Origin of the sequence: Larkinella humicola, from assembly GCF_008727875.1 — a bacterium.
Lineage (GTDB): Bacteria > Bacteroidota > Bacteroidia > Cytophagales > Spirosomataceae > Larkinella > Larkinella humicola.
This window is the reverse complement of sequence record NZ_VTWS01000008.1, coordinates 204,198-230,271: the sequence shown is the minus strand read 5'-3', so window position 1 is coordinate 230,271 and position 26,074 is coordinate 204,198. Positions and strand designations below refer to the sequence as shown.

The following is a 26,074-nucleotide window of genomic DNA, read 5'->3' as shown; positions in this document are numbered from 1 at the left end:
AAATTAACCCTACATACTTTTTTTGAAAAAACAGTCTATGAAATTACACCACTGTCTCATTCTGACGGCTTTAGGGGGACTTCTGCTGACCGAGCCGGCCGCGGCTCAGTCGTCTTCGCCGGTGCTGGCGACCGACTCCCTGCATTTTAAAGGAATGACCTGGCGCAACATCGGTCCCAACCGGGGGGGGCGTTCCCTGGGGTCTTCGGGAAGTTCCTCGCGCAAACAGGAATACTATTTTGGTGCGGTTGGTGGGGGCTTGTGGAAAACCGTCGATGGCGGGAACACCTGGGCACCCGTTACCGACGGGCAGTTGCAAAGTTCCTCGGTGGGAGCGGTGGCCGTTTCGGAAACCAACCCGGATGTGGTCTACATCGGAACCGGCGAAACCCAGTTCCGGGGCAACATCATGCAGGGCGACGGCGTTTACAAAACCACCGACGCGGGCAAAACCTGGAAAAACATCGGTCTGAAAAATACGCAGGCCATTGCCCGGGTTCGCGTGCATCCCACCGACCCGAATACGGTTTACGTCGCGGCTCTGGGTCACCCCTACGGCCCGAACGAAGAGCGGGGTGTTTTCCGGACAACGGACGGCGGTACGACCTGGAAAAAAGTCCTGTACAAAGGTGACAAGGCCGGAGCCGCCGACCTCATCATCGACCCCACGAATCCGAAAGTGATCTACGCGTCGATCTGGCAGGTGTATCGCACGCCCTACAAAATGTGGGGGGGCGGTGGTGCCTGTGGTCTGTTCAAATCGACCGACGGGGGAGACACCTGGACCGAACTGACCAATAAACCGGGCATGCCGAAAGGGCCGGTCGGTAAAATTGGCGTCACGGTTTCGCCGGTTGATCCCAACCGCGTCTGGGCCATTGTGGAAGCTAACGACGGCGGAGTGTACCGTTCCGATGATGCCGGGATGACCTGGAAATACGTTAACTCCGAGCGGAAACTGCGTCAGCGGGCGTTCTACTACTCGCGCATCTACGCCGATCCGAAAGACAAAGACGGCGTATACTGCCTCAATGTCGGTTTCTTCAAATCGTCGGACGGCGGGGTGAAATTTGACAAAACGATTACGGTGCCCCACGGTGACAACCACGACCTGTGGATCGACCCGACTGACCCGATGCGGATGGTGTCGTCCAACGACGGCGGGGGAACGGTTTCGGTCAACGGCGGCAAAACCTGGACGGACGAAAACTTCCCGACGGCGCAGTTGTACCACATCACGGTGACCAATGATTTTCCGTACCATGTGGCCGGTGCCCAGCAGGATAACTCGACTGTGGCCGTGGCCAGCGAAGGCTGGAATCACATGCAGGCCCGGTCCAATTCACTCAAGAAATCGGAACGGTATTACGATGTTGGGGGAGGGGAAAGCGGCTACATTGCTCAGGACCCGAAAAACCCGGATATTTTCTACGCCGGTAGCCAGGGGGCGTTGTTGACGCGTTACAACCGGGCCACCGGTCAGGTGCGGGATGTGCAGGTGTATCCCCGGTTTTTCTCCGGCGAACCCTCCAGTGCGTTGCCCGAACGCTGGCAGTGGACGTATCCCATCGTGTTCTCGCCGGTCGATCCAAACCGCTTGTACGTTTGTTCACAACACGTCTGGATGTCGACCAACGAAGGACAGTCGTGGCAGAAAATCAGCCCGGACCTGACGCTGGCCGATACAGCCTCACTCGGAAAAAGTGGCGGGGTCATTACGATGGACATGAACGGCCCGGAAATTTACGCGACGGTTTTTGCGCTGGCCCCTTCCTTCCACGATGTCAATACGATCTGGGCCGGTTCCGACGACGGGCTGGTGCACATCACCCGCGATCACGGCAAAACCTGGCAGAACATTACGCCGAAAGATTTGCCGAAACACACCCGGATCAGCATCATCGATGCCTCGCGACACAAGCCCGGAACGGCTTACATTGCCGCCAAACGGTATCAGATGGACGACCGTGCCCCGTATCTCTGGAAAACGGATGACTACGGCAAAACCTGGAAAAAAATCGTGACCGGTATTGCCGCCGGGCATTACGCCCACACGGTTCGGGAAGATATGACGAAGCCCGGTTTGCTGTATGCCGGTACGGAACACGGCGTTTATGTGTCGTTCAACGACGGCGACAACTGGCAGCCGATGCAACTGGGCCTGCCCGACACCCAAATCTCTGATCTGATCGTAACCGAAAAAGATCTGGTGATCGGTACCCACGGTCGTTCGATGTATGTGCTGGACGACGTGGCTCCGATTCGGGAGTTTTCGCCCGAAGTGGCCAAAGCCGACGTGCATTTTTTCAAACCGTATAGTGCCGTCCGTCGGGTTCAGAATGCGGTTTTCCAGTATTACCTGGCGAAACCGTCCGACAAGGTAAAAATTGAAATTCTGGATTCGAAAGGCAATCTGGTTCGCAGTTTTGAAAGCGTCGATGCACCGGCCGGAGGTGAAAAAGCGGCTGCGGCTGAAATGGATGAAGACAATCCACGCGCTCCACGCGTAAAACCGCCAACGAAAAATGCCGGTCTGAACCGCTTCGAGTGGGACATGCGGTATCCGGGAGCTACCGAGTTCAAGGGGATGATTGTCTGGAGTGCGCGGCCCACGATGGGACCGCTGGCTCCTTCGGGAAAATACCAGATCCGGCTCACGACCGCTGGCAAAACCCTCACGCAACCGTTTGAAATCAAGCTCGATCCGCGTTTGAAAGGCGTAACTGATGCTGATGTTCAGGAACAGTTCCAGTTGGCCATCAAACTGCGTGATCAAACCAGCAAGGCGAACGACGCGGTGGTTCAGATTCGGGATTTGAAAGAAAAACTGGGCAAAACCAACAGCCCGGCCAACAAAAAGATCATCGAGCAACTGAGCATCGTGGAAGAAAACCTGTATCAGATCCGCAACCAGAGTGGCCAGGATCCGCTGAACTTCCCGATCAAGCTCAACAACCGCCTGGCGTCGTTGTGGCGGAGCGTTGAAACCGGGGATGCCAAACCGACCGACGGCTCGTATAAAGTGTACGAAGAACTGTCGGCAGAACTGAATCAGCACCTGGGCGAACTGGAGTCGATTCTGAAGACCAAAACCATTAAGAGTTTGTAAATTGACTAACTAACCCTGCCCACTACCAGCTAATCAGGACGAAAGTTCCGGTTAGCTGGTTCCTGTTTTTTTGAAACCAACCCGTGTTCCGCTTGCTCTAACCTTTACCCATTTGCCGGATTGAGGACGTCGATACTCATACTGCTCCTGATGACGCTGGGTTTGCCTTTCTGGGGAACCTATACGCTCCTGCAATCCCAAAAATACCGGGTCAGGAAAGACGTGGAAAACCGTCTGGAAGAGGGCCGTACGGAATCGCAGCGGGTGATGCTGAAACTGGCGGTTTCCGAAATCAAAACCAGCCTGCGCTGGGAACACGACCACGAGTTTGAATACCAGGGGCAGATGTATGACCTGATCGCAACGACGGTGGTCGGCGACAGTGTGGTTTACGAGTGCTGGTGGGACAAAGAAGAAACCCGCCTGAACCGACAACTGGCGTCGCTGGAAATGCTCGAAAAAGACGCGCAGCAGGAAGAAGAATCGACCGAAGCCTCCCCCTTTTTACAACCGCTTTTCTGCCAGGAATTGCTTTCCTGGATTTATCCCCCAACCAACTGGTTTCCTGAACAAAGGGTCGGCGGTTTTATCAACCAGTTTGCTCTCTACGTGGCCCTCACCCCTCCGCAGCTTCCACCTGAACGGTCGTTTCACATCGTGTACGTTTGATTTCCGGGCTGACCATTTCCCGTCAGCTTCGAATGCGTGTGTCTGAATGCATGTGAAACGAATACCGAAGACAAGAGAATAAAGACAAAAGAGTAAAGAGCACGCCCTTGATGAACAAAGGGTTGTCGCTCTTCTCAGGTCTTTCGTGTCTTCCTAACCGGTAAGCTATGAAAAAAATTATAATTCTCTGGGCGTTGCTCGGGGCCTACGCGGAAAGCTACGCCCAGGTGATTGCCATCAAAGACCGGGAAGATTCCCGGCCGCTCGAACGGGTGACGCTTTCGAGCCAGGAACCGACGGTTTTGCTTCTTTCAGGAGCCAAAGGCAAGGTAGACATCACCGCTTTTAAAGGCGCTGACCGGATCGAGATCCGATCCGTTGGCTACCAGGCCCAAACCGTCAGTTACGACGAACTGGCGAAAGCCGGGTTGTCTCTGTACCTCAAACCGTCGTCGCTGTCGCTGGATCAGGTGGTGGTGACGGCCAATCGCTGGAATCAGTCGAGCCGGGATGTGCCGGTCAAAATTACGACAATCTCGGCCAAAGACGTAGCGTTTCAGAATCCGCAGACGGCCGCCGATCTGCTGGGCCAATCCGGCGAAGTGTTCATCCAGAAAAGCCAACAGGGCGGAGGAAGCCCGATGATTCGCGGGTTTTCGACCAACCGTCTGCTGATTACGGTCGACGGCGTGCGGATGAATACCGCTATTTTTCGGAGTGGTAACCTGCAAAATGTGATTTCGCTTGATCCGTTTTCCATCGAAAATACGGAGGTGGTTTTTGGGCCGGGTTCGGTCATGTACGGTAGTGATGCCATTGGGGGCGTGATGAGTTTCTACACGCTGATGCCCAAATTGTCGGACAGTGCAGAACCGCTGGTGTCGGGTTCGGCGGTGGGGCGGTATTCGTCCGCCAACAGCGAGCTGACGGGCCACGCCGACGTGCGTGTGGGCTGGAAAAAATGGGGGATTGCCACCAGCATTTCCCACAACGATTTCGGCGATTTGCGCATGGGTTCGCACGGGCCGGACGAATACCTCCGCAAGGAATACGTCGAGCGGATCGACAGCGAAGACCGGGTGATTCAGAACCAGGACCAGCGGGTGCAGCGTCCGACGGGCTATTCGCAGATCAATCTGATGCAGAAAATTCGGTTCAAACCGAATGACCGCTGGGATTTCAACTACGGTTTTCAGTATTCGACCACGTCCAACTACGCGCGATACGACCGGCTTCTGCGCTACCGCCGGAATCTGCCACGCAGTGCGGAATGGAACTACGGCCCGCAGGAATGGATGATGAACAACCTGACCATCACGAATACCGCAAGCGGAGGATTATACGACCAGATGAGCATCCGGCTGGCCCACCAGTTTTTTGAAGAAAGCCGCATCGACCGCGACCTGAATACGCCCGAACGGCGGACGACGCTCGAAAAGGTGAATGCTTTTTCGGCCAGTATCGACTTCAACAAGCAGTTGAACGACAAACAAAAGCTGTTTTATGGACTGGAAGCGATCTACAACGATGTGATTTCGACGGCTACGAATCTGAACATTGTCACGAATGCTTCCGTGCCGGGTGCTCCGCGCTACCCCAAATCGAACTGGGCATCGTATGCGGCTTACCTGACGTACCAGCTAAAAGCCAGCGACAACCTGACGTTTCAGGCCGGAGCGCGCTACAACCAGTTTGTCCTGAATTCGAAGTTCGAAACCACGTTTTACCCGTTCCCGTTTACCACCGCGAAACTTAACAACGGTGCCCTGACCGGCAGCGCGGGACTGGTTTATCACCCGGCCAGCACCTGGAGTTTGAGTGCGAATCTGTCCACCGGTTTTCGCTCGCCCAACGTCGATGATGTCGGAAAGGTGTTTGAATCGGAGCCGGGTTCGGTGGTCATTCCCAATCCGAATCTGAAGGCGGAGTATGCCTACAATGCGGAGGTGGGCGTTGCCAAAGTCTTCGGAAACCGGGTAAAAGTCGACCTGACGGCATATTATACGTATCTGGACAACGCGCTGGTTCGGCGGAATTTTACGCTGAACGGTCAGGACAGCATTCAGTACCATGGCGAATTGAGTCAGGTTCAGGCGATTCAGAATGCGGCCAAAGCGACGGTCTACGGGATTCAGGCTGGTCTGGAAATCAAGTTGCCAGCCGGATTCGGTCTGTCGTCACACTTTACTTACCAGAAGGGTGACGAAGAACTGGACGACGGCACCACCAGCCCGCTGCGTCACGCGGCTCCCTGGTTCGGCATCACGCGGCTGAGTTATACGGCCAAAAAGCTGCGGCTGGAACTCTACGGGATGTACAATGACAAGGTGGCCAACAACGAGTTGGCGCAGGAAGAGCAGGGCAAGGATTACATGTATGCCATCGACGCCGACGGAAAACCGTATTCGCCGGGTTGGTACACCTTGAATTTCAAGGCGCACTACCAACTCACGGATCTGTTGTCGATCAACGCGGGGGTGGAAAACTTCACCGATCAGCGGTATCGTCCCTACAGTTCGGGAATCGTGGCACCGGGCCGGAACGTCATCGTTTCGCTGCGGGCGAGGTTTTAGGGCGGTTTTAAGTCGGTTTTCAGTTTACGGTTTACGGTGGCTGACGCAAGTTAGCCACCGTAAACCGTAAACCGTAAACCGTAAACCGTAAACCGTAAACCGTAAACCGTAAACCGTTATTGAATCACCGGTTTGGCCGACCGCGTCAGCTTCTCCTGTCGAATCCGTTTCGGGCCGTAGTAGAGGTAAAAACCGGTGACAGAAAACAGGATCAGCGCGATGCCCATGATGCTGGTATAGAGGAGTTTGAACGGTTGTTCATCCAGTTTGACCAGGGCGTCGAGGTAGGAACCGTCGTGTAGTTTTTCGATGAAATCGGACCGGCGGGTTTCGATGTGTAAGACCTGGCCGGTGGCGCAATCCAGTTGAATGCCTGCGTAGTGATCGGCAAACACAAATTTCACCATGCCTTTCTGCGGACGAATGTCGATCCGGTCCAGTTCCGGCGACAGCTCGGCGGAAACCGAGTCCCGCAGCGTGTTGAACGCAATTTTCTGGAGCGAATCGACGGGCAGCCAGGTTTTCGGATCGGCCGAAACGCCTTTGTACGATTTGGCCAGTAATACCCCGCCGGAATGTTTTTTCCAACCCAGCAGGAGCCCCGTCACCGCAATGATTAAGAAAAAGAAGAAGAGGGTTCCGCCCAATACCCCGTGAATTTTCCGGTAGAATCGAAGCCTGCGCGAACGGTCTTTAAGGTCTTTCATATGTAAAAGCAAGATACCAAATTCGGCGCGGGAACCCTATTGTTTTTGCGTCAAAAACCGGCTTATTAGGCTGCAAACGCTGCCGGATCAGTTGTTGAGTTCCACCATCGCTTTGATCACGCCGTTGGCCGGATTCAGCCAGCCGGCGAATTCGTCCCGGACCTGACCGAACTGAACCCGGTGCGTAATGTAGGTGACCGGATCGATCAGCCCCTTTTTCTGACAGGCCAGAACGTGTTCGAAATCCTGCCGGGTGGCGTTCCGGCTGCTCATCAGCGTGGCTTCGCGTTTGTGAAATTCGGGATGGCTCAAAGAGACGTCGCCCCGTTGCAAACCGACCAGAACATACCGCCCGCCGTGGGCCATATACGGGAACGCGTTGTTGATGGCCGTCCGGTTGCCGGTGGCGTCGACAATCACGGTCGGCATGTCGCCGTTGGTTATCTCGCGGAGCTGTTCAGCCACATCGGCCGAACGGGCGTCGATGGTGTAGGGCACCCGGAGTTTCTCCCGACAAAACGCCAGCCGGGATTCATTCACATCCATCGCGATGACCTGACCACCCGCAATTCGGGCAAACTCCATGACCCCCAGACCGATCGGCCCGGCGCCAACCACCAGCACAAACTCTCCGGGCTGTACATCCGCCCGCCGAATGCCGTGGGCACCGATGGACAAGGGCTCGGCCAGCGCCAGTTCGTCCAGGCTCAGGCCGTCGCCGTGAATCAGCGAATAGCTTGGAACGCTCAGGTATTCGACCATGCCGCCGTCGATGTGAACGCCCGAAACCCGGAGCTGGGCGCAGCAATTGGTTTTTCCGGCGCGGCAGGCCACGCAGGTTCCGCAGTAGAAATAGGGCATGAACGTAATCCGTTCGCCTTTCTGAAAACCGGGCGCATCGTCGAAATCGACCAGCTCTCCCGCCAGTTCGTGACCCAGAATCCGGGGATATTCGAAAAACGGCTGCGTTCCTTCAAAGGCGTGCAGGTCGGTTCCGCAGATGCCGATGCGCTGAATTTTTACGATGGCGTGCCCCGGAGTCAGCTCCGGTTTTAGGCCGGGACGGTATTCAAACTGGCCTGGCGTGGTGCATACGAGTGTTTCCATAGTTTGTCGGGTGTCAATCGTCCCGCTTTCATTTCCACTGCAAAGGAAAAGCAAATAGTTGAAGATCGGTTCTGTTTTACTACCCGATTCGTATGCAATTTTATCCTACTTTCCCAAGACCGAACGCTTTTGGAGAACCGGACTGAAGACGAAACTAAAAGTGGTGTTAACGCAAACTGTGAGATTATTGACCCCGGAGGGATCCAATTTGCTCGTAACAGTACGTGCCGCTGGCACTTAAACAACTGTTAGGCAAGGGCATCATCTCATAGTTTGCGTTGGTATTAATATATATATTTCATAGACACAGTATAAAATACGGTTTTCATCGTTATAAGATATACATTGTTAGCAAAAGCAGCAAAACGCACAATTTAGAAGCAGGGGAGCGATACAGTCGTCAGTGGATAACCGGTTGACAAGTGCCTAGTAACCCAGGAAGTTGAATATGACGACTACAAACGTAAAATTTCTGAACAAAGACAAGTCTACTTTTTTTCCGGTACTCCGTACGAGAATTGAGCAGTACTTCCAGGAAAACGCCATTTGCAAAGCGGGTGGTTCGCCGATGGTGGGTAAAGCGATTTTTATGCTCAGCCTGTATCTGGTTCCTTACATCCTGATTCTGACCAATCTATTTCCAGCCTGGGCCATGCTCATCCTGTCGGGCATCATGGGAATCGGGATTGCCGGCGTGGGGATGTCGGTCATGCACGACGCCAACCACGGTTCGTTTTCAACCTCGCCCTGGGTCAACAATCTGTTCAGTGGTAGTCTCTATTTGCTCGGCGGCAACGTCTACAACTGGAAAGTTCAGCACAACACCCTGCACCATACGTATACCAACATCGACCAGTTGGACAGCGACATTACGGGCAAACCGTTCCTGCGGTTGTGCGACCAGCAACGCCTGCAAAAAATGCACCGCTACCAGCACATTTACGCCTTTTTGCTGTACGGTTTGATGACCTTCTCCTTTCTGGTGAAGGATTTTAAGCAGATCGGAGAGTTCAACCGGAAGTCCAAATCGAAACTGACCAAGCCGTTTTCGTCGCGCGAAATCCTGATTTTGCTGGCGGGCAAGCTATTTTACGTGGTTTTTGTCGGCGTACTGCCGCTCGTATTAACCGACATCACGTTCGGACAGTGGGCGCTCGGTTTTCTGCTGATGAACTTTGTCGCGGGCTTCGTGCTGAGCGTGATTTTTCAGTTGGCGCACATCATTGAAGAGGTGCATTCCCCGATTCGGAACGATCAGGGGAACATTGAAAATGCCTGGGCCATTCACCAACTGGAAAGCACCGCCAATTTCTCGGTTTCCCGGGTTTTGTCCTGGTTCATCGGCGGGTTGAATTACCAGATCGAACACCACTTGTTTCCGTCGATCGGCCACGTGCATTACCCCGCCATTGCGCCCATCGTGCAGGCCACGGCCCAGGAGTTCGGACTTCCGTATTACCAGAAAACCTCGTTGATGGATGCGCTGGGTTCGCACGTCAACATGCTGAAAAACCTGGGACGACACGCCGGGCAAACCGTTGTCGCCCCGCGTGTCGTCTGTGTTCCGCAACCCGTTGCCAGTTCGCAGCAGGTCTGAAATTTTCTGCTAAATTTGAGAATCAACCTGCTGATTCTCTATCATGACCAAATTCTTCATCAAGGCACTCCTGCTGCTGGGCATCGCACCCGGCGTCTGGGGCCAATCGCTTTCGCCGGTTGAAAAAAAAATACTTTCAACCGTCCGGCAAATTCACCCCGAAACGGAGAAGTTCCTGGAAAAAACCGTCAACATCAACAGCGGAACGCTCAACCTCGAGGGCGTCCGGGAAAACGGTAAACTCCTGGCCGATGAATTTGAAAAGCTGGGTTTCAAGACCGAGTGGGTGACCTTGCCCGATTCCCTCAACCGCGCCGGGCATCTGGTGGCTACCCGGCAGGGCAAACGCGGCAAAAAGCTGTTTCTGATCGGACACCTGGATACGGTTTTTGAAAAAAGTCTTCCCTTCGATCCCTTTACGCGGGTGAATGATTCGACGGCTACGGGTCAGGGAGCCAACGATATCAAAGGCGGTAACGTGCTCATTTTGGCCGCATTGAAAGCGTTACACGCTCAGAAACTGCTGGATGACGTCTCGATTACAGCCTATTTCACGGGCGACGAAGAAAGCAGTGGCGGCCCCGAAAGCCGCAGGGATTTCATCGAACGGGCCAAAAAATGCGACCTGGCCCTGGCGTTTGAAGGGGCACAGGGACTGACCCACGTCACCACCGGCCGACGCGGTTCGAGTAGCTGGACGCTCAAGGTGGTGGCCCGGACGGGGCATTCATCGCGGATTTTCAGTGATCTGGGCTACGGTGCCATTTTTGAATCCGCCCGGATTCTGAACGAATTTCGGCGCGCCCTGGGGCAGGAGCAATACCTGACGTTCAATCCGGGCCTGATGATCGGCGGTTCGGAAGTGCGGTATGACAACAAATCCGCCAAAGGCGAAACCACCGGAAAAACCAACATCGTGGCCCCGTCGGCGCTGGTAAAAGGGGATCTGCGGTTTATTTCAGAGAAACAGAAAGAAAGCGCCCGCGCCCGGATGCGCGACATTGTGGAAAAAAGCCTGCCGCTGACCAAAGCGACGATCACGTTTCAGGACGGCATTCCGGCCATGGAACCGTCGGAAAAGAACGAAAACCTGCGGAAAGTGGTGGATCAGATCAGCCGCGACATGGGCCTGGGGCCGGTGCTGGCGGGTGATCCGGGGTCGCGGGGGGCGGGAGACGTTTCGTTCGTGGCGGAATACCTGCCGTGTCTGGACGGACTCGGCGCATCGGGAAAAGGCGCGCACAGCATCGAGGAAAACATCAACCTGAAAGAATACCCGTTTCTGATTCAGCGGGCGGCTTTGCTGCTGTACCGCCTGACGCGCTGACGCATCCAACAAAACCCTGCAACTCTTGAATGACGATGAACCCTTCTCCTGAAACCCTGATCATTGGGGCCGGCCCGTTTGGGCTGGGCCTGGCATCCTATCTTCAAAACCGGCAGCACGATTTCCGGGTGATTGGGCACCCGATGGAATTCTGGAAACGGCACATGCCCGCCGGAATGCTGCTGCGCTCGGGTGTCGAATGGCACCTGGACCCCGACGGGCAGTGGACCATCGAACGGTTTCTGGCCGAACGCGGAGAATCGCCCAAGCCGGAAAAACCGCTCTCGCGGGAATTGTATCTGGCGTATACGGACTGGTTTCTGGAAAGAACGGAAATCCCGGTGCAGACGGCCTATGTGACGCAACTGAGTCGGGACAACGGCCATTTCCGGGCGGTGCTGGACGACGGCTCGACGGTGGAAGCCCGGCAGGTGGTGATTGCGACCGGGTTTTATTCCTACAGCCATATTCCGGCCCCGTTGTCGAACCTGATTCCTTCGGACCGGCTCCGGCATACCCGTGACGTGGTGAATATGGCAGATTATCAGGGTAAACGGGTGTTGATCGTGGGCGGTCGCCAGAGTGCGTTCGAGTGGGCGGCCCTCCTGCGCGAAGCCGGTGCCGCCCGGATCGATCTTAGTTACCGGCACGATACGCCCCAGTTCATTCCATCGGATTGGTCGTGGGTCGAACCGCTGGTCGAAGGCATGGTCGATCAGCCCGGCTGGTTCCGGAACCTGTCGGCCGAGGAGCAGGAAATTCATCGCCTGAATCTGTGGACGGAGGGGCGGTTAAAACTGGAACCGTGGCTGGCCGAGCGGATTTTCCGGCCGGAAGTGGGCCTCCATCCCCGGACGCAGGTGACGGCCGTGACCGAAAAACCGGATGGTTTAGGCGTAACGTTGGATTCGGGCGAAGAACTGGCGGTGGATGCAGTGATTGCGGCAACGGGCTACCAGGTCGACATTCGGCGGCTGCCCTTTCTGGATGAGTCGCTGCTGGCCGAACTGGCTGTCAGCAACGGGTTTCCGGTGTTGGACGAGGGTTTTCAGAGCAGCGTACCCGGTTTGTACGTTACCAGTTTTCCGGCCGGTTTGGCCTTCGGGCCTTATTTTGGGTTTACAATTGGCGTTCGGGCAGCGTCCCGCCTGGTTGGGGAGGCACTGAACCGAAACGAACCGACGCCCGTATAAATCGACAAAACCATTTGGTTCGTGAAGGGTTTAGCTTGTATCCACATGCTCAACGCTATGAATTTTCTTTCTTTTTCGCGGGTGCTTGCCCCGGTTTTATTGCTGCTGGTTACATTTTCCTCCAAGGCTCAATTTCGGCTTGATCTTGAATCGGGGCTGGTCCTCGGAACGAATTACACGGACGTTCGGATTCCCAATCAGGGGGGGACACTGGTTGATTTAGCGAAGCAGCTAAGCGCAGAACCCCAGGTTTTTTACCGCGTCCGATTGGGCTACACCATCGCCAACCGCCACACGATTTCGGCTTTGTATGCGCCCCTAACGGTTCGTTATCAGGGGAATTTCGATCAGGATGTTACTTTTAACAACGTCTTGTTTCCGGCCAACCAACCGACGACGGCTTACTACAAATTCAATTCATACCGGCTTACGTACCGCTACGACTTTGTGACCAACGACCGCTGGCGGGTGGGAGCGGGTTTTACGGCCAAAATCCGGGATGCCGATACGCGGTTTGAAAATGAGGTAAGTAAAGCCAATTATGACAACGTTGGCTTTGTTCCCTTGCTGAATTTTTACGCGGCCTATTCGCCCGGCGACCGCTGGAGCGTGCTGCTGGAGGGCGACGCGCTGGGGGCAAAGGCGGGTCGGGCCGAAGATATATTTCTGGGAGCGGTCTACAAAGCCAGCCCGAAACTGGGTTTCAAACTGGGCTACCGGGTCGTCGAGGGCGGAGCCGATACGGACGAAATTTACACTTTTACCTGGATCAATTACGCGTCGGCAGGGGTGTTGCTGACGCTGTAAGCTGAAACGAACAATCGTATCAAACAAAATGGCCAGCCTGAAGGAATCAGGCTGGCCATTTTGGTACTGACAAACCGAATCCAGTTAGTTCGTCGCGTTTAATTTGACGATTAACCCCGGTCCATAATACAGGACGTAGTACGTATCAGCCATGTCACTTCTCAGAATATCAACCGGGGTAGGAATGGCGGATAGCAACGACACCGCAGCATTGTCTCCACTGGCGATCCGGCCGGTTGGCGCTGCTGGAGGAGGAGGCCCAAATCCAAATTCCGTTACGATGGTTTTGCCGCCGGGCGTTAAGGTAATGTCGGTCAGACCTGTATAACCGGTTTTGTAAACGGAAACGGTTCCGGTCGTCCCATTCGGCATTACGTGATAGATATTGGCTATTCCCGCTATGAAAGGTGCGCCGGTCAGCGAGGTAACCCAGAATTTCGTTCCGTCAAAAACGATTCCGGTTGGTACGGGATCGCCGGAGAAAGGACCCACTACATCCGGGAAAACCGCGTAGATACTTAAGACTCCGGTATCCTTTTTTCGGCGAACGATGGCGTTTCCGCCGGCATCCGTGATATACAGGTCTCCTTCCGGTCCAAAGGTTAAATTATAGGGGTTCGAATCTTTTGGGTCGGGTGCATTCGGGTGCTCCTGCCGAACATACGTACCGATATCGACTTTGGTCAATGAACTGGCCGAGAGGGGGGGCGTCACGCCCGGAACGAACGACGAAACATCGGCAATGTACAGGGCATCGTCGACCCCGTGCAGGATGTAGAGCTTGCCATCTCTATAGGCCAAATGATTGAGCCCTTCGGGCGAACCTTCCGGACTTTCGGCCGATAGAAAGCCGGTGATGGCGGTGAAAGTACCACTTGGCGTGATGACCGAAACCCGGCCACTGGCGGGGCTGGCGGTTCCGCTTCCGGCTTCGGTGACCCACAGATAGCCTTTCGTGTCTTCGACCAGGCCAATCGGCGAGCTAAGCCCGGCGGCCACTGGTGGGCCCTGAACGGCCGCGAAGGTAGTCGGATTCGGGAACTGGTGATCCTGAATCTGTTTGAAGCAACTGGTAACGCCAAAAATCAGCGTGCTGACCACCAGCAGCGCCAGTAGGGATTGGAGTGTAAAACGTCTGGTATTCATGCGTAAAAATGGTTAGGAATTGAAAAAAATGACTTGCATTAAGTAGAACTCGGACAAAACTGCAAGAGCCGCAAGTTAGTCCGAGAATAGAGGGAATGTTACGCTAATTTATTATCTGGTGACTTTTTTTGAGCGTAGAACCGCATTTTTGGTCAGTCAACCGGTTTTTCGCTGGTTTTTCCGGGACCGGGCTTTGGATCCGGTCATAACTTCCTTCTGTTGCGGAGTCGGTGGCGGGCTAGGTAGTTGTACCTCCTGAGCCGCTGTCAGTGGACAATAAGGATTTTGAAGGGAAAGAATTGAAAAAACGGAGACTGGGAAAATTCCGGTATTTAGTCGGAAAAGTCCCGTAAAACCGCCTGAGGTTTGGGGGTGTTTGGCGGGCGGCTGGCCGTGCTGGGGCGGTTTCGTTTAAATAACCGGGAAAAGGTTTTATTTAACGGCAAAATGGCTCAGGTTAAACCCCAATCGCCCAATGGTATTGGCCGAGCGTCAGACTATAGGTAAAAGTACGGTCTGGTAATTGGGTAATATGACTTGCATGGAGTGCGGATTTGCCTTAATTTCAGGCCATTGACTAAACGCTATCTCTGTGGAAACCTCTATCGCCTTAAAAACCTCCATCGCCATTGTCGATGACCACCGCTTGCTGGCTCAGGCCCTGGCGGACCTGATTCAGAAATTCGACCACTACGAAGTACGGATTGTGGCCGAAAATGGCCGCGATCTGATCCGGCACCTGAGCCAGGGCGACTGTCCTGACATTGTTCTGCTGGACATCAACATGCCCGAGATGGACGGTTTTGAAACCGCAGCGTACCTGAAAGAACATTGCCCGGATTGTAAAGTGCTGGCCCTCTCGATGATGGACCGCGAAGAGAACATCGTGCGGATGATTCGGAATGGCGTTCGGGGCTACCTCCTCAAAGGCTGTCGGCCCGCCGAACTGCGTCTGGCGCTCGACGACCTGCGCACCAAGGGGTATCATTATTCCGAGTTCATGACCACCCAGCTCGTCCGGAGCCTGAATCCCTCCGAAAATGGTCCCCCATCGGCTCTTTTCCACCTCAACGAACGCGAACTCTCGTTCCTGAAGCTGGCGTGCAGCGAGCTGACGTACGTCGAAATTGCCGACAAAATGTGCGTCAGTGCCCGAACCGTCGATGGCTACCGGGAAGCGGTTTTTCTGAAAATGCAGGTGAAAACCCGCGTTGGGATGGTGCTCGAAGCCATCCGGTGGGGTTTGGTCCAGCTATGAACCGGTTATCTCCGATTTTTCCCGTACTTTTGCACCAACGCAAGGCTGGGTGGTAACTACAGCCTTGCCGGGTTTATTGTCGGTGCCGGGTGACCGGTATCGTTCTACTGTTCCAGATAAAAGCACATGGCTAAAGTTTCTGATCACATCCGTCAGGCGAACGGAAAGACGATCTTTTCAATTGAAGTTATCCCACCGATCAAAGGCGACAATCTCAAAAATCTGTTAGACAATATCGAGCCGTTGATGGCGTTCAACCCTCCGTTCATCGACGTGACGTACCACCGCGAGGAGTACATCGAACGGGTCGAGCCCGACGGGACGGTTAAGAAAATCATCACCCGAAAACGCCCCGGAACGGTGGGCATCTGTTCGGCCATCATGCACAAGTTTGGGGTCGATCCGGTGCCACACGTGCTTTGTGGCGGTTTTACGAAGGAAGAAACCGAAGATTTTCTGATCGATTTGCATTACCTGGGCATCGACAATGTGCTGGTTTTGCGGGGCGACCCGGCCAAACCTTTCGATACCTTTAAGCCCAAAACGAATGGCTATGCCTACGCCAGTGAACTGGTGACGCAGGTGGCCAACATGAACCGGGGCGTGTACCTGCACGAAGGTTCGCACGCCATGACCCCCAGCAATTTCTGCATCGGTGTGGCGGCTTATCCCGAAAAACACTTCGAAGCGATCGACCACGATACCGATTTCAGGTACCTGAAACTGAAAGTCGACAAAGGTGCCGATTACATTGTGACGCAGATGTTTTTCGACAACCAGAAATACTTCGATTTCGTCCGGCGTTGTCGGGAAGCGGGCATTACCGTTCCGATCATTCCGGGCCTGAAACCGCTGAGTACGCGCAAGCAATTGCAGGTGTTGCCCCGGCTGTTTCACCTCGAAATGCCGGCCGATTTGGTGAAAGCAGTAGAAGCCTGTGAGGACGACAAGCAGGCCCGGCAGGTCGGCATCGACTGGTGCATCCAGCAGTGCCGCGAACTGACGAAAGCCGGTGTGCCGGGACTCCATTTTTACACGATGGGAAAATCGGATAATATCGTTAAAATTGCCCGGGAAATATTCTGATCGACTGGCCGGATGAAAGGCCTCCCGTGAGCTGCAAACAACAGTCACCTGCTTTCGGGCCGTCACCGTCCGGAATATCGAATCCGTCTGGCCTTGAATTTTCCTTTACTAAACTCTTCTTTCCCATGAAATCGTTCCTTTTGCTCTGCTGCGTACTGTCTGCCTCGTTTGCTTACGCCCAGTCTTCAGCCGATGAAAAAGCCGTCCTGGACATTGAGAAACAACGTTTTGACGCGCAGATTACTAAAAACTACACGGTTTTGGAACAGGTACTAAGCGATGACCTGATCTACAACCATTCCAACGGCAATCAGGACTCCAAACAGTCGTACATTCAATCGATAAAAGACGGCAAGCAACGCTACGACGCCATCGAGGCACAGGAACAGAAAGTCCGCCTGTATGGTAATACGGCGGTCGTCAACGGTATTTGTCAGATCAAGGCCACCAACAATGGCCAAAGCATCAATACCAGACTTCGTTACATGGATGTGTATGTCAGAAAAGGCTCGCAATGGCAACTGGTCGCCTGGCAATCGCTGAAGCTGGCGAATTAGGAGTGAAGAGTTATGAGTGAAGAGTGAAGAGTTGGCTGACGCACCCTTTTAACTCTTCACTCTTCACTCATAACTCTTCACTACACAGCGTTCGTTTTTCAGGACTTCCCGCCCGCCATCTTCGACGCGCAGCCGGGATTTTTCGTTGTCAAATTCTTCCCGGTGAATTTCCTTGAGTTCTTTCCGTTTCATGGCTTCCAGGAACCGGCGGGTGTCGTCCGGTGATTCGAGCAGGAGGGGAGGCACTTCGGTCGGCTTGTGGTCGTCGTCAGTGGCCACCATCGTAAAATAAGAGGTATTGGTGTGTTTGACCGATCCGGTTCGGACGTTTTCGGCAATTACTTTGATTCCAATTACCATCGACGTCCGGCCGACGTAATTGACCGACGCCATCAGTGAAACCAACTCGCCCACTTCGACAGCCTGCCGGAAGTTGACGCCTTCCACCGAAACCGTCACGCAATAGGCTCCGGAATGTTTGGATGCGCAGGCGAAGGCGACTTTGTCCATCAGAGACAGCAGAATACCGCCGTGAATTTTACCACCAAAATTGGCGTAGGAGGGAATCATCAGCTCCGTGAGCGTGGTGCGGGAGGAGGTTACGGATTTGGGGGCCATGAAACTCAAATTACGGTGAAAGGGGCCTAAAGACGCCCTAATTTCTACAAAAGAAGGGAAATCATTGTTAGAATCAGCAAAATCAGCATACAAAAAAAGGCACCGCGTGGAAGCCGACGGTGCCTTTAACAAACCTAATCAAGAATAGTGTCAGTCGCTGCTTACACGGAGAAGCTTTCTCCGCACCCGCAGGTCCGGCTGGCGTTGGGGTTTTTGAACTGGAATCCTTTGCCGTTCAGGCCGTCGGAAAAATCCAGTTCGGTGCCGGCCAGGTAGAGCAGGCTCTTCCGGTCGACGTAAATTTTGATGCCTTTGTCTTCGACGATGTGGTCGTTGGGTTGCTGCGCCGTATCGAATTGCAGATCGTACATCAGACCGGAGCAGCCCCCGCCCTGCACCGCCACGCGGATGGCATAGTTATCGTTCAGGCCATCTTTCTGGCGGAGTTCAACAATTTTATCTTTGGCTTTATCAGTTACCGAAACCATAATCTTACGGAGTAGTTGGACGCTAAGGTAAAAACCGTGTACGGAAAAGAAAAGTTTCTCATCAATTCTCTGATAACCTCTGATGTACCCTGATAAACTCTGTGGAATAACTTTTAACTTGGGGCGAGTTGTTACACAGGGTTTATCAGAGAACATCAGAGGTAATCAGAGAGATGTTGACAAATGTAGAGCATATCGGGATTGCGGTGAAGAGCCTGGTGGCTTCCAATGCCTTGTTTACGAAGTTGTTGGGCGAAAAACCGTACAAGGCCGAAGCCGTGGAGTCGGAGGGGGTCACGACCTCGTTTTTCAAAGTAAACCAGACCAAGATCGAACTCCTGGAAGCCACCCACCCCGACAGCCCGATTGCGAAGTTTCTGGAAAAAAAGGGTGAAGGCATCCACCACATCGCCTTCGAGGTGTCGGATATCTACGCCGAAATCGACCGCCTGAAAACCGAAGGATTTACGCCCTTGAACGAAACACCCAAACGGGGTGCCGACAACAAGCTGGTTTGCTTCCTGCACCCGAAAGAGACGAACGGCGTGTTGGTGGAGTTGTGTCAGGAAGTGAAAGAGAGCAAGGAGTAAAGAAGAAAGAAAAATGAACAGCCCAAGGCTTTAGCCGTGGGTATAGATCAAAATCAACCCGTTCAATAAAAACCGTTTCAACGGTTTAGCCAGTACGATTATGCTAAAACGCGTATCCATCCAGAATTTCAAAAGCCTGAAAGATGTTAAACTGAATCTTGAGAAAGTCAATCTGTTGATCGGACCGAATAACTCGGGGAAGACGAATTTTTTGAAGGCGCTGGAGTCATTTGCAATAGGGGGTATAAACTCTCAGAATGTACTTGATTTCGAAGCTGTTTCTTACAAACATCAAAGGGGGAAGATTAAATATGAATTTGATTTTGCTCCCGATCCAACTGAGTACATGACTAAATCTTATGGGAAAGAAGGTAGAGAAAATTATCATTACCTTCAAACTTTAGAGGTGAAGGTCGGTGACGGATTTGTGAATATAGAGTCATTCAATGATGATTGGTTTACGGATAAATCTTATAACAAGATAGATACCTTAACTTATGGAGGTGATAAACGTGAATTTTTCGAGTTTGTTAATACCAAGATTTTTCGACCTGATCCGTCAAAATTTTCTCATACAGTTAAGTTTTCTGCAGATGAGACTAAATTACTAGCCGATTGTTCAAATCTCATTTCATTCTATTTCTACATAGAAAATAATTACAAAAAAAAAGCAATAGAAATTCAAGAGAATTTAAGAAAATGCATTCCTGAGTTTTCATTCTTTACAACACCACCAGTGAAATCAGGCAATGAAAGCTTGATTGGATTGAAATTTTTTGATAAAGATGAAAATGGTTATTGGGCGAATGAGGTATCGGAAGGTGTACTTTATTTTTTGGCTTTGCTCTGTACTATTAATCAACCAAACCCTCCTAAACTACTTCTGCTTGAAGAACCTGAACGCGGTATTCATCCACGTCGTATTTGGGAGGTAATGAAGTTTATTTTCCAATTGGCTGATGAAAAAGATATTCAAATCATTCTTACTTCTCACAATGAGAATGTTTTGAATGAATTCACGTCTATGCCCGAAGCGGTTTTTGTTTTTGATAAGGATGAAGAAGAAGGACACACTAAAATCCGAAACTTACAAACAGAAATCATCGAACCTTCTCATCGAAAAAGCGATGATCTAGGGCTAGATAGAATCAATTTTATAGAAAATTTGGGAGAGAACTGGATGTACGGTTTACTTGGTGGAGTGCCTAAAGACGAATTATGAAACGCAATAAACGCCTTAATTATACCATTATTGCCGAAGGATATACTGAATACAAATTTATTCCATTGTATTTACGCCAAGTTGCTGAAAAAGTAGATATTCAAGTTGTTCGTAGTAGTCTGGATTTAAAAGGTAAGCAACCAAGCAAATCAAAGGTTTTACAGGAAGCTAGTAAACTTTGCAACTTAGCCATTCAGCAAAATCATCACTTAATTATTGCAGGAGTAGATTTAGATGAAGCTGATCATGAATCCGAGTTGCCATTGCATAGTGCTGTCTGTGAAAATCTAAAAATAAAGTTAAAAATTTATAGTCAGTACAAAAATCGTATTATTCTATTTGTCCCGATGCAAGCAATAGAGCATTGGCTTGGCTATCAAGCTTACAAAGTTGGTAAAGCAAATAAGTTTGCAAATAACAGCCTTGAAAGTAAACCCCAAGGAGAATTAAAGAGAATATTGTATGGGAATAAAGAAGATGGAAGAACGATGGAAACGGTCGCTGAAAAAATAGCTATTGCTGCCGATTTTGACGAACTCGCGAAACAATCCCGTTCGTTTGACCATTTTCATAAACAAATCGTTACTTTTCTGGCGTCGTACAACAACACCACAAAACCATGAAATACTACAATTCCATCATAGATACCATCGGCGACACGCCCCTGGTGAAGCTGAATAAGGTAACTCAAGGCATCCGGGGGACGGTTTTGGCGAAAGTCGAGTATTTCAATCCCGGCAACTCGGTGAAGGATCGCATCGCCGTTCGGATGATCGAGGACGCGGAGAAGGCCGGAACCCTCCAGCCGGGCGGCACCATCATCGAAGGTACGAGCGGCAATACCGGTTTTGGCCTGGCGCTGGCGGCCATTGCAAAGGGCTACAAGTGCATTTTTACGATGGCCGATAAACAGTCGAAGGAGAAAATCGACATTCTGCGGGCGGTGGGTGCCGATGTGGTGGTGTGCCCGACCAACGTGGAGCCCGACGATCCGCGCTCGTATTACTCCGTGGCCAAACGCCTGAACCGCGAAATTCCGAATTCGATTTACCCCAACCAATACGACAACCTTTCGAACACGGCGGCCCATTACGACACCACCGGCCCCGAAATCTGGCGCGATACCGACGGTAAAATCACGCACTTTGCCGCGGGCGTCGGAACGGGCGGGACGATTTGCGGAACGGCCAAATTCCTGAAAGAACAGAATCCAAATGTGGTGACGGTCGGCATCGATACCTACGGATCGGTGTTCAAAAAATACAAGGAAACCGGCATTTTCGACCAGCGCGAGGTGTATCCGTACCTGACGGAAGGCATCGGCGAGGACATTTTGCCGCAGAACGTCGATTTCAGTTTGATCGACCATTTCGTGAAGGTGACCGACAAAGACGCGGCCATTATGGCCCGGCGGTTGTCGAAGGAGGAAGGGCTTTTCGTCGGCTGGTCGACCGGTTCGGCGGTGCACGGGGCGCTGGAATGGGCGCGGGAACACCTGACCGATGACGATGTGCTGATCATTCTGCTGCCCGACCACGGCACGCGCTACCTTGGCAAAATCTACAACGACACCTGGATGAAAGACCACGGTTTTCTGGAATCGCGCGAATTTTCGACGGCCCGCGACATTGTGCGCAGCAAAAACGGAAAGGGCGTGTTGACAACCGTCGGCCGGGAACTGAAAGTAGGCGACGCCATCCGGTTGCTTAACCAGCACAGCATTTCACAGATTCCGGTGACCGAAGTCAACGGCGACATCGTCGGTAGCCTGACCGACTCGACCATCTTGAGCAAACTCATTGAAGACCCTGCCGTGAAAGACCTCACCGTCGGCGAGGTGATGGACAAACCGTTCAAGTTTGTGGCGCTCGACAACACCGTCGATGTGCTGTCGTCACTCATCGACCGCGACAACAAGGCATTGCTGGTGCGCGACGAAAACCAGCAGGTTCACATCATCACGCAGGCGGATTTGCTGGCAGCGATCACGAATTAAATGATGAGTTATGAATGATGAACGATGGATGGAAAAGCGGCAATCGGGTCGACGAAATTTTCTAAAAACCGCCGTTGCTGGCGTGCCAATTCTGGTTGGTGAAACGCCTTCGGTGACTTCATTAATAGCGGACAAGCCGGAGCGCGTTCGGCTCAGTTGCAACCTCTACTCGTTTAACGAACCGCTGATGAGCGGGCAGATGACGCTGGAACAGGTGCTGACTTTCTGCGCGGAACTGGGCTTCGACGCCGTTGATCCGACTGCTTATTACTTCCCCGGCTACCCGGCTTTGCCCGACGATAGTTTTCTTTACGACATCAAACGAAAAGCGTTTCGTCTGGGCCTCGACATCAGTGGAACCGGGGTTCGGAACGACTTTACCTTACCCGACCCAACCCGCCGAAAAGCCGAAATCGAACTGGTTAAAAAATGGGTGGGCTTTGCGGCCCGATTCGGAGCACCCGTCTTGCGGGTTTTTTCGGGCGTTGGCAAAGAACTCAAAGCCGGGTATAATCGCGAAGAAGTTACGACCTGGGTTGTTGACGCGCTTCAGGAATGTGTCGAGTTCGCGGCCCGGCAGGGCGTGATCATTGTCCTGCAAAACCACGCGGATTTTATTCAGACGGCGGATCAGCTTCTGGACGTTGTCAGACGGGTAAACTCGGAATGGCTGGCGGTTAATCTGGATATTGGCAGCTTTAAAATCGGCGATCCCTACGCGCAGATCGCCAGCGTGGCTCCGCACGCAGCAACGTGGCAGATCAAGGAAAACCTGTTTGTCAACGGGCAGGAAGTCGTGACGGATTTGCCTAAAATCATGCAGATTGTCCGCGAATCGGGTTATCGCGGTTATCTCCCCATCGAAACGCTGGGCAAAGGCGACCCCAAACTGAAAGTCCCCGTCTTCTACGAAAAAGTCAAAAAAGCCTTAAAGAATTATGAATGATGAACGATGAATGTACGTGCAGCCAATTCATCATCCATCATTCATAACTCATCATTTATTACTACCTCCGGTTGTCATCCCCCGAAACCATCCCCAGATAGCTCCAGTAGCGGCTTTCGGCGATTTCTTCGGTGCCGACGGCTTCCTTGATGGCGCAACCCGGTTCGTTGATGTGCAGGCAGTTGTGAAACCGGCACTGGTTCAGGCGGTCGCGCATTTCGGGGAAATAATGGCTGATTTCTTCTTTCGCCATATCGGCCAACCCCAACTCTTTGATGCCGGGCGTGTCGATGATGTAGGTGTCGGGCGCAATCTCGAACATCTCGGCGAAGGTCGTGGTGTGAACACCCTTGTTAGCAAAGGTCGAAACCTCATTGGTGCGCAGGTGCAGATCGGGAGCCACGGCGTTGACCAAAGAAGATTTCCCAACACCCGAATGGCCCGCCAGCAGGCTGATTTTCTGGTCCAGTAAATTCCGGAACACGTCGACGTTTGCACCTTCCGTGGCCGACGTTTCCAGACAGCGATAGCCAATGTTTTCGTATAAGTCGATGATTTCACGCTGGTAGTCCAGGGCCTCATCTTTCAGAATATCAGCTTTGTTGAAAACCAGCGTCGTCGGAATGCGGAACGATTCGGAGGTGACCAGAAACCGGTCGATGAAACCGAGTGACGTGCGCGGAAAGGCCAGCGTGACGATCAATACCGCCTGGTCGAGGTTGGCGGCCAGAATGTGTCCGTGGCCGGTTTTGTGGACGGATTTGCGGATGATGTAATTGTCGCGGGGCTCGATGTCGGTGATGACCACGGTATTTTCGAGTTCATCTTCCAGGTCGAAGCGCACGCGGTCGCCCACGGCAATCGGATTGGTGACCTTCAGGCCCTGAATCTTGAATTTGCCTTTCAGCCGGGCGCGGTAGATGTGTCCGTCGTCGTTGCGGACTTCGTACCAGGAGCCGGTGGAGCGTAGGATTAAGCCGGTTTGCAAAGTTGTTTTTGTTTCGCAGAGTTGAGCAGAGTAAAATAGAGTTAAGCGGAGTTTCTTAGTTCCGGGTTTATGACTCTGCTGATTCCTTCTTTTAACAAGGTTACGTGAAAATTGATTAACAAACCTAATCGAAATTGACCTAATTTTAGATAAGTGAGCAGTTGAGCAAAATGAACATCCGTTAATGTCTCAACGGTTTTTGTTTCGACTACGATCCGACCTTCCACTAATAAATCCATTCGGTAACCGTGATTCAGCCGAACTTCTTTATAAACAATTAGCATGGGCTTCTCCCGCTCAACATACAACCCATACTCCGATAGTTCATACTGTAAGCACTCTTGGTAAGCGGATTCCAGCAAACCCGGCCCCAATGCCCGATGAACCTCAATCGCTCCCTTAATAATCTGATACGACAACTTACTATCCTCCATATACCTCCGCTAAACTCTGTGAAACTTCGCTTATCTCCGCGAAACAATTGTGTCCTTCACAATCTCCATCACTTTAGACGTACCACCGGTATTCAGAGTAACGTAATCACCGGAAATAGCGGAAGCCGCTGAAGAATCCGCATAAAGCCGCCGGAAAACCGTGTCCAGTTCAGCGGAGTTGGAAACCGGAAAAGCCGCCCCCGCCTTCACCAGATCCACCGCTTCCTGAAATTTGCCGTAGTTCGGCCCAAAAAACAGCGGCATCCGGAAGGTCGCAGCTTCCAGAATGTTGTGCAATCCCTTCCCGAACGCCCCCCCGATGTAGGCAAAGTCGCCGTACTGGTAAAGCGACGAAAGCATACCGACGTTGTCAATGATTAAAGTGCTAAATGGTTCAATGGTTTGATGGTTAAGAAATTGAGCTTCCGAAAACCGGATGGTCTGGCCGGGGAGTTGGCTGCGCCAGCGTTCAATTTCGTCGTCGTGAATTTCGTGGGGTGCAATGATGACTTTCAGCGGTTTTTCGAAGCGGTTCAAAAACGGAATCAGCACATCCATATCCGCCTGCCACGCGCTGCCGACCACCAGCAGGGGCGTACCGGCTTTGAACAGCCGGGCTACTGGAATATCCTTTTTGGCTTCGGCCACCTGCTTCACCCGGTCGAATCGCGTGTCGCCTGCCAGCGTCACGTTGGTCACGCCGATCCTTTTCAACAGATCGACCGATTCCTGATTCTGCACGAGAATGTGGTTGAAAAACCGCAAAAAGGAGCGATAAAAACCACCGTAGGGTTTGAAAAAGATCTGGTCGGGCCGGAAAATCGCCGAAAACGAAAAAATCGGAATCTGCCGGGCTTTCAGCTCCCGCAGGTAATGATACCAGAATTCATACTTGATAAAAAACGCAATCGCCGGGTTGACGCGCCCGACAAACTGCCGGGCGTTGGCAGCCGTATCGAAGGGAAGATAAACGATATAATCAGCCCCCGCATAGTTTTTTCGAACCTCATAGCCCGACGGCGAGAAGAACGTCAGCAGGATTTTATACCCGGGATACTGTTGCCGAAAAGCCTCCATCACCGGACGCCCCTGCTCGAATTCACCCAGCGAAGCCGCATGAAACCAAGCAATCGGTACTGTATTATCAGCCAATTTTGTGTTTATTTGTTCCATCCATCCACGTCGCCCCTCCACCGCCAGCCGGGCTTTGGGGTGAAACCGGGCTGCAACCTGAAGCGCAGCCTGGTAAAGTCGGATGGACGTCGTATACAGTGCAGAAAGCAAGCGGATGTTCGTTGGTTCGATCCGTAAAACTACAAACTCAATCGGTATATTTTAACTCATCAGCCCATGCAATCGTACGATACCCTCGTTGAAGCCCTCGACGACCTCACTAAAAAAGGCTACACGCACGACTTTAATATTGCCGACGACTGCCTGATTTGCCACACGCCGAATGTCCAGCTCCGGCCCGAGGAGTTTCACATTGTGGACGTGTTCCGTTTCGAAGGCATGAGCAACCCAGACGACAGCTCGATTCTGTACGTGATCGAGTCGACTGATGGCGTAAAAGGAACGTTGGTCAGCGCTTATGGGGCCTACGCAGACGAAGTGTCGAATGAAATGATGGAAAAATTAAAGATTCACTGATTCCGA

At 52.5% G+C, this 26,074-nt stretch carries 24 protein-coding genes; 16 read left to right on the top strand and 8 right to left on the bottom strand.

What is annotated here, in order from left to right; all coding sequences use genetic code 11:
- Positions 1-37: 37 nt before the first annotated feature.
- The 3 genes from F0P93_RS26385 to F0P93_RS26375 all read left to right on the top strand — a co-directional run bounded on the left by F0P93_RS26385 (position 38) and on the right by F0P93_RS26375 (position 6,351).
- Positions 38-3,109 carry a VPS10 domain-containing protein gene (locus F0P93_RS26385; protein WP_150880718.1) on the top strand — a complete coding sequence of 1,024 codons (3,072 nt, stop codon included), beginning with the start codon at positions 38-40 and terminating at the stop codon, positions 3,107-3,109.
- Positions 3,110-3,229: 120 nt separating this feature from the next.
- Complete coding sequence (locus F0P93_RS26380; protein WP_150880717.1) at positions 3,230-3,778, top strand: hypothetical protein; 549 nt, start codon at positions 3,230-3,232, stop codon at positions 3,776-3,778.
- Between the two features lie 167 nt (positions 3,779-3,945).
- Complete coding sequence (locus F0P93_RS26375; protein ID WP_150880716.1) at positions 3,946-6,351, top strand: TonB-dependent receptor plug domain-containing protein; 2,406 nt, start codon at positions 3,946-3,948, stop codon at positions 6,349-6,351.
- Positions 6,352-6,467: 116 nt separating this feature from the next.
- On the opposite strand, the gene F0P93_RS26370 is transcribed toward F0P93_RS26375, so the two are convergent.
- Positions 6,468-7,058: a PepSY domain-containing protein gene (locus tag F0P93_RS26370; RefSeq protein ID WP_150880715.1), complete on the bottom strand. Its 591-nt coding sequence runs from the start codon at positions 7,056-7,058 to the stop codon at positions 6,468-6,470.
- A gap of 87 nt (positions 7,059-7,145) precedes the next feature.
- The gene (locus F0P93_RS26365; protein WP_150880714.1) at positions 7,146-8,165 is read right to left on the bottom strand and encodes a zinc-binding alcohol dehydrogenase family protein; all 1,020 of its coding nucleotides are present in this window, start codon (positions 8,163-8,165) and stop codon (positions 7,146-7,148) included.
- A gap of 448 nt (positions 8,166-8,613) precedes the next feature.
- On the opposite strand from F0P93_RS26365, the gene F0P93_RS26360 reads away from it, so the two are divergent.
- The 4 genes from F0P93_RS26360 to F0P93_RS26345 are packed head-to-tail and all read left to right on the top strand — an operon-like array spanning position 8,614 to position 13,089.
- Complete coding sequence (locus F0P93_RS26360) at positions 8,614-9,762, top strand: fatty acid desaturase family protein (RefSeq protein WP_150880713.1); 1,149 nt, start codon at positions 8,614-8,616, stop codon at positions 9,760-9,762.
- 43 nt (positions 9,763-9,805) lie between these two features.
- Positions 9,806-11,089 (top strand): M20/M25/M40 family metallo-hydrolase, encoded by a 1,284-nt coding sequence (locus F0P93_RS26355; RefSeq protein ID WP_150880712.1) that lies wholly within the window; start codon positions 9,806-9,808, stop codon positions 11,087-11,089.
- Positions 11,090-11,124: 35 nt separating this feature from the next.
- Entirely contained in the window at positions 11,125-12,282 is a 1,158-nt protein-coding gene (locus tag F0P93_RS26350; protein WP_191908926.1) for an NAD(P)-binding domain-containing protein, read from the top strand.
- A 57-nt stretch (positions 12,283-12,339) separates the two neighbouring features.
- Entirely contained in the window at positions 12,340-13,089 is a 750-nt protein-coding gene (locus F0P93_RS26345; RefSeq protein ID WP_150880710.1) for a hypothetical protein, read from the top strand.
- An 84-nt stretch (positions 13,090-13,173) separates the two neighbouring features.
- Here the strand turns inward: F0P93_RS26345 and F0P93_RS26340 are convergent, their stop codons facing one another.
- On the bottom strand, positions 13,174-14,235 hold the full coding sequence (locus F0P93_RS26340; RefSeq protein ID WP_150880709.1) for a ScyD/ScyE family protein: 1,062 nt from the start codon (positions 14,233-14,235) through the stop codon (positions 13,174-13,176).
- 592 nt (positions 14,236-14,827) lie between these two features.
- On the opposite strand from F0P93_RS26340, the gene F0P93_RS26335 reads away from it, so the two are divergent.
- The 3 genes from F0P93_RS26335 (at position 14,828) to F0P93_RS26325 (ending at position 17,136) form a co-directional block, all read left to right on the top strand.
- Positions 14,828-15,493 carry a response regulator transcription factor gene (locus F0P93_RS26335; protein WP_225309651.1) on the top strand — a complete coding sequence of 222 codons (666 nt, stop codon included), beginning with the start codon at positions 14,828-14,830 and terminating at the stop codon, positions 15,491-15,493.
- 126 nt (positions 15,494-15,619) lie between these two features.
- Positions 15,620-16,579: a methylenetetrahydrofolate reductase [NAD(P)H] gene (gene metF, locus F0P93_RS26330; protein ID WP_150880708.1), complete on the top strand. Its 960-nt coding sequence runs from the start codon at positions 15,620-15,622 to the stop codon at positions 16,577-16,579.
- Positions 16,580-16,704: 125 nt separating this feature from the next.
- Positions 16,705-17,136, top strand: coding sequence for a nuclear transport factor 2 family protein (locus tag F0P93_RS26325; RefSeq protein WP_150880707.1), 432 nt, complete (start codon positions 16,705-16,707; stop codon positions 17,134-17,136).
- A gap of 63 nt (positions 17,137-17,199) precedes the next feature.
- Here the strand turns inward: F0P93_RS26325 and F0P93_RS26320 are convergent, their stop codons facing one another.
- Both F0P93_RS26320 and F0P93_RS26315 read right to left on the bottom strand, forming a co-directional pair.
- The gene (locus F0P93_RS26320) at positions 17,200-17,754 is read right to left on the bottom strand and encodes an acyl-CoA thioesterase (protein ID WP_150880706.1); all 555 of its coding nucleotides are present in this window, start codon (positions 17,752-17,754) and stop codon (positions 17,200-17,202) included.
- Between the two features lie 161 nt (positions 17,755-17,915).
- On the bottom strand, positions 17,916-18,242 hold the full coding sequence (locus F0P93_RS26315; protein ID WP_124879477.1) for a HesB/IscA family protein: 327 nt from the start codon (positions 18,240-18,242) through the stop codon (positions 17,916-17,918).
- A 173-nt stretch (positions 18,243-18,415) separates the two neighbouring features.
- Here F0P93_RS26315 and mce point away from each other — a divergent pair, with 173 nt between their 5' ends.
- From mce to F0P93_RS26290, 5 genes are all read left to right on the top strand, one after another.
- Positions 18,416-18,832: a methylmalonyl-CoA epimerase gene (mce, locus tag F0P93_RS26310; protein WP_150880705.1), complete on the top strand. Its 417-nt coding sequence runs from the start codon at positions 18,416-18,418 to the stop codon at positions 18,830-18,832.
- Between the two features lie 100 nt (positions 18,833-18,932).
- Entirely contained in the window at positions 18,933-20,054 is a 1,122-nt protein-coding gene (locus F0P93_RS26305; protein ID WP_150880704.1) for an AAA family ATPase, read from the top strand.
- Positions 20,051-20,677: a DUF4276 family protein gene (locus F0P93_RS26300; RefSeq protein WP_150880703.1), complete on the top strand. Its 627-nt coding sequence runs from the start codon at positions 20,051-20,053 to the stop codon at positions 20,675-20,677. The genes F0P93_RS26305 and F0P93_RS26300 overlap by 4 nt, the downstream gene beginning before the upstream one ends.
- Positions 20,674-22,050, top strand: a complete 1,377-nt coding sequence (locus tag F0P93_RS26295; RefSeq protein WP_150880702.1) for a cystathionine beta-synthase — start codon at positions 20,674-20,676, stop codon at positions 22,048-22,050. Before F0P93_RS26300 ends, F0P93_RS26295 begins: the two co-directional genes overlap by 4 nt.
- 10 nt (positions 22,051-22,060) lie before the next feature.
- The gene (locus F0P93_RS26290) at positions 22,061-22,996 is read left to right on the top strand and encodes a sugar phosphate isomerase/epimerase family protein (protein ID WP_225309650.1); all 936 of its coding nucleotides are present in this window, start codon (positions 22,061-22,063) and stop codon (positions 22,994-22,996) included.
- A 61-nt stretch (positions 22,997-23,057) separates the two neighbouring features.
- On the opposite strand, the gene rsgA is transcribed toward F0P93_RS26290, so the two are convergent.
- The 3 genes from rsgA to F0P93_RS26275 are packed head-to-tail and all read right to left on the bottom strand — an operon-like array spanning position 23,058 to position 25,702.
- Positions 23,058-23,984: a ribosome small subunit-dependent GTPase A gene (gene rsgA / locus F0P93_RS26285; RefSeq protein WP_150880701.1), complete on the bottom strand. Its 927-nt coding sequence runs from the start codon at positions 23,982-23,984 to the stop codon at positions 23,058-23,060.
- Between the two features lie 41 nt (positions 23,985-24,025).
- Positions 24,026-24,418 (bottom strand): GxxExxY protein, encoded by a 393-nt coding sequence (locus F0P93_RS26280; protein WP_150880700.1) that lies wholly within the window; start codon positions 24,416-24,418, stop codon positions 24,026-24,028.
- Positions 24,419-24,448: 30 nt separating this feature from the next.
- Positions 24,449-25,702 (bottom strand): 3-deoxy-D-manno-octulosonic acid transferase, encoded by a 1,254-nt coding sequence (locus F0P93_RS26275; RefSeq protein ID WP_150880699.1) that lies wholly within the window; start codon positions 25,700-25,702, stop codon positions 24,449-24,451.
- A 66-nt stretch (positions 25,703-25,768) separates the two neighbouring features.
- Here F0P93_RS26275 and F0P93_RS26270 point away from each other — a divergent pair, with 66 nt between their 5' ends.
- Positions 25,769-26,068: a phosphoribosylpyrophosphate synthetase gene (locus tag F0P93_RS26270; RefSeq protein ID WP_150880698.1), complete on the top strand. Its 300-nt coding sequence runs from the start codon at positions 25,769-25,771 to the stop codon at positions 26,066-26,068.
- Positions 26,069-26,074 lie beyond the last annotated feature (6 nt).

What these genes read in the sequence shown, in the direction of transcription:
- F0P93_RS26385 (WP_150880718.1), top strand. Translation starts at nt 38, where the DNA reads ATGAAATTACACCACTGTCTCATTCTGACGGCTTTAGGGGGACTTCTG.
- F0P93_RS26375 (WP_150880716.1), top strand. Translation starts at nt 3,946, where the DNA reads ATGAAAAAAATTATAATTCTCTGGGCGTTGCTCGGGGCCTACGCGGAA.
- F0P93_RS26370 (WP_150880715.1), bottom strand. Translation starts at nt 7,058, where the DNA reads ATGAAAGACCTTAAAGACCGTTCGCGCAGGCTTCGATTCTACCGGAAA.
- F0P93_RS26365 (WP_150880714.1), bottom strand. Translation starts at nt 8,165, where the DNA reads ATGGAAACACTCGTATGCACCACGCCAGGCCAGTTTGAATACCGTCCC.
- F0P93_RS26360 (WP_150880713.1), top strand. Translation starts at nt 8,614, where the DNA reads ATGACGACTACAAACGTAAAATTTCTGAACAAAGACAAGTCTACTTTT.
- F0P93_RS26355 (WP_150880712.1), top strand. Translation starts at nt 9,806, where the DNA reads ATGACCAAATTCTTCATCAAGGCACTCCTGCTGCTGGGCATCGCACCC.
- F0P93_RS26350 (WP_191908926.1), top strand. Translation starts at nt 11,125, where the DNA reads ATGAACCCTTCTCCTGAAACCCTGATCATTGGGGCCGGCCCGTTTGGG.
- F0P93_RS26345 (WP_150880710.1), top strand. Translation starts at nt 12,340, where the DNA reads ATGAATTTTCTTTCTTTTTCGCGGGTGCTTGCCCCGGTTTTATTGCTG.
- F0P93_RS26340 (WP_150880709.1), bottom strand. Translation starts at nt 14,235, where the DNA reads ATGAATACCAGACGTTTTACACTCCAATCCCTACTGGCGCTGCTGGTG.
- metF (WP_150880708.1), top strand. Translation starts at nt 15,620, where the DNA reads ATGGCTAAAGTTTCTGATCACATCCGTCAGGCGAACGGAAAGACGATC.
- F0P93_RS26325 (WP_150880707.1), top strand. Translation starts at nt 16,705, where the DNA reads ATGAAATCGTTCCTTTTGCTCTGCTGCGTACTGTCTGCCTCGTTTGCT.
- F0P93_RS26320 (WP_150880706.1), bottom strand. Translation starts at nt 17,754, where the DNA reads ATGGCCCCCAAATCCGTAACCTCCTCCCGCACCACGCTCACGGAGCTG.
- F0P93_RS26315 (WP_124879477.1), bottom strand. Translation starts at nt 18,242, where the DNA reads ATGGTTTCGGTAACTGATAAAGCCAAAGATAAAATTGTTGAACTCCGC.
- mce (WP_150880705.1), top strand. Translation starts at nt 18,416, where the DNA reads ATGTTGACAAATGTAGAGCATATCGGGATTGCGGTGAAGAGCCTGGTG.
- F0P93_RS26305 (WP_150880704.1), top strand. Translation starts at nt 18,933, where the DNA reads ATGCTAAAACGCGTATCCATCCAGAATTTCAAAAGCCTGAAAGATGTT.
- F0P93_RS26300 (WP_150880703.1), top strand. Translation starts at nt 20,051, where the DNA reads ATGAAACGCAATAAACGCCTTAATTATACCATTATTGCCGAAGGATAT.
- F0P93_RS26295 (WP_150880702.1), top strand. Translation starts at nt 20,674, where the DNA reads ATGAAATACTACAATTCCATCATAGATACCATCGGCGACACGCCCCTG.
- F0P93_RS26290 (WP_225309650.1), top strand. Translation starts at nt 22,061, where the DNA reads ATGAATGATGAACGATGGATGGAAAAGCGGCAATCGGGTCGACGAAAT.
- F0P93_RS26280 (WP_150880700.1), bottom strand. Translation starts at nt 24,418, where the DNA reads ATGGAGGATAGTAAGTTGTCGTATCAGATTATTAAGGGAGCGATTGAG.
- F0P93_RS26270 (WP_150880698.1), top strand. Translation starts at nt 25,769, where the DNA reads ATGCAATCGTACGATACCCTCGTTGAAGCCCTCGACGACCTCACTAAA.